This window comes from Amycolatopsis sp. NPDC003731, from assembly GCF_053586895.1.
The window spans coordinates 1-2,910 of record NZ_JBSFNC010000294.1; the positions used below are offsets into that span (position 1 = coordinate 1).

At 68.9% G+C, this 2,910-nt stretch carries 2 protein-coding genes; one reads left to right on the forward strand and one right to left on the reverse strand.

Going from position 1 to position 2,910, the window contains the following annotated elements; genetic code table 11:
* Window positions 1–316 precede the first annotated feature (316 nt).
* Window positions 317–994 carry a pyridoxamine 5'-phosphate oxidase gene (gene pdxH / locus ACWDN5_RS46590; protein WP_310968659.1) on the reverse strand — a complete coding sequence of 226 codons (678 nt, stop codon included), beginning with the start codon at window positions 992–994 and terminating at the stop codon, window positions 317–319.
* 219 nt (window positions 995–1,213) lie between these two features.
* On the opposite strand from pdxH, the gene ACWDN5_RS46595 reads away from it, so the two are divergent.
* Window positions 1,214–2,881, forward strand: a complete 1,668-nt coding sequence (locus ACWDN5_RS46595; protein ID WP_449680780.1) for a purine-cytosine permease family protein — start codon at window positions 1,214–1,216, stop codon at window positions 2,879–2,881.
* Window positions 2,882–2,910: the final 29 nt, after the last annotated feature.

Here is a 2,910-nt window from a genome sequence, read left to right on the forward strand (position 1 = left end):
CCAGACCTCCCCCGCCACCCCGATCCGAAGCCAAAACACGGCCGGTGGTGCCGGGGTCAAGGCACGCTTTCCCGCCTTGACCCGGTACCACCGGCCGTAGTGACAATCCCGGCTTCGGGGTGGTGGGCACCAAGCCGCTCACCAGGCGACGCGACCTCACACCCGCGCAAGCCCGATCCCACCACGCAGCCCCCGCCACTCCCAGGGGGGCGTCCCCAGGTCCATCCTATCGGCGACCACCGGCAAAAACCCCGAAAAGCCGCCGCAGCAGCCTGGCTGTCCACACCCCGGCCGGCATGTGGACAGCCCACCTGACTCAGGGGGCCACGCGCTCGATGTGCCACCCGTCGTCGTTGCGCACGTACCGCAGCCGGTCGTGCATCCGGTCCTCGCGGCCCTGCCAGAACTCCACCAGGTCGGGCCGGATTCGCCAGCCGCCCCAGTGCGGGGGTGCCGGGATCCTCTCCACGTCCGCGAAGCGCCGCTCGATTCCGTGCAGCGCGTTGTCCAGCGCCCTTCGGCCGTCCACCACCCGCGACTGCGGGGACGCCCATGCCCCCAGCTGGGAGCCGCGGGGGCGCTGGGCCCAGTACTCCGCCGTCTCCTTGACGCCGACCTTCTCGACCTCGCCGCGGACGTGGACCTGGCGGTGCAGCGCGTACCAAGGGAACGTCACCGACGCGTAGCGAGTCGCCGTCAGGTCGTGGCTCTTCGAGGACGTGTAGTTCGTGTAGAACACCACGCCGCGGTCGTCGAGGCCCTTGCACAGGACCGTGCGGGACGAGGGGCGCCCCTCGGCGTCCGCCGTCGCGAGGACCATGGCGTTCGGCTCCGCGATGCCCGCCGCGACCGCCTGGTTCAGCCAGCCCTGCAGCTGATCGGTCCAGGTGGCGGCGAGCGCGGTTTCGTCGAACGCCGCGCCGTCGTAGGCCACGCGCATTCCGGGAAGGCGTACTACGGCGTCTTCCACCTGGTCCTCGATTTCCGGCATCATCGCCAAACCTCCACGCCCGGTCGGGGCATCAGTCGACTTCGGCTCTAGGCACGTTAGGGCCTCGCGACCGGCAGCGGAACCCACCTAACGGTGACACCCGCCACCACCACGAAGTAACCGCTGGACAACAAGCCGTAACCCGTGCGTTACCTGCCGGACCAGGATCGATACAGGACGCACCTACCTTCGGCCCGTTCCCCACCACCCCCGGAGGCAGGCATGACCGAGACCCTGTCCAGCACGGAAAAGAGCATCCCGCCGAAACGCCGATACGCCCCGCTCGCGGCGAACGAAAACCGCGAGGACTTCTCACTGCGCTTCGCCGCGCATTCGTTCCGGAAATGGTCGCCGTTCGTGGTCGCGACGACGGCGCTGGGCGGCATCGCCTACCTCGCCGACTTCGCGATCGGCGCCAGCATCGTCCTCTCCTACGGCTTCACCTCCGGCGTCCTGGCGATCCTCGCCGCGGCCGTCGTCATCTTCGTGACCGGCGTGCCCATCGCGGCCGCCTGCGCGAAGTCCGGAGTGGACATGGACCTGCTGACCCGCGGAGCCGGCTTCGGCTACTTCGGGTCGACGCTCACGTCGCTCGTCTACGCCAGCTTCACCGTCATCTTCTTCTCGCTCGAAGGCTCGATCATGGGCCAGGCCTTCGAGCTCGCCCTCGGCATCCCGCTGCCCATCGGCTACCTCCTCGCGACGCTCATCGTGCTGCCCTTCGCCCTCTACGGCATGGGCGCGGTCGCGAAGATGCAGACCTGGACGCAGCCGCTGTGGATCGCCGGCCTGGTGCTGCCGTTCGTCGTCGTGCTGGTCCGCGAGCCCGGCAAGTTCGCCGAATTCACCCACTTCGGGGGTACCGAGGGCGCGGGCGCCGGGTTCTCCGCGATCGGGTTCGGCTTCGGGATGGGGGTCGCGCTGTCGCTGATCGGGCAGATCGGCGAACAGGCCGACTACCTGCGCTTCATGCCCGAGAAAACGGCGGAGAACAAGCGGTCGTGGTGGGCCGCGGTGCTCGCCGCCGGCCCCGGCTGGGTGATCCTCGGCGCCGCGAAGCAGATCGGCGGCGCACTGCTGGCGTTCCTCGCGCTCGGCGTCGTCGGGAAGACGCACGCGCTGGAGCCGATCGCGCCGTACCTCGAAGCGGTCAAACCCGCGCTCGGGCCGGTCGCGCTGACGTTCGCCGCGCTGTTCGTCGTCGTCTCGCAGATCAAGATCAACACCACCAACGCCTACTCCGGCTCGCTGTCGTTCGCGAACTTCTTCTCCCGCGTGCTGCACAAGCACCCCGGCCGGGTCTGGTACGTGCTGGTCAACTGCGGGATCGCGCTCGCGCTGATGGAGTTCGGCGCGTTCGGCTTCCTGAACAAGATCCTCGGCTTCTACTCGAACGTGGCCATCGCGTGGATCGGTGCCGTCTGCGCCGACCTGGTGATCGCCAAGCCGCTGGGCCTGTCCCCGCGCTACATCGAGTTCAAGCGGGCCTACCTGCACAAGATCAACCCGGTCGGGTTCGGCTCGATGGTCGTCGCGTCCGCGGTGTCGATCGTGGCCTACTTCGGCGCGTTCGGGCAGTTCCTGGCCGCGTTCAGCCCGCTGCTCGCCCTGGTCATCGCCATCGTCCTGGTGCCGACACTGGCCGTCGCGACGAAGGGCAAGTACTACCTGGCGCGCGAGAACACGGTCATGACCACGGAGGCCGACCCGCGGGCGACGCACACCTGCTCGGTCTGCGGCGACCCGTACGAGCTGCCGGACGTAGCCGACTGCGCCAAACAGGACGGCCCGATCTGCTCGCTCTGCTGCACGCTCGACAACACCTGTCACGACATGTGCCGGACGGCCGGCCCAGTCACTCTGGGCCTGCCGACCGTCCGGACGCCGTAGTGTCCGTGAGGGCCCTTTCCCGGCGTCCG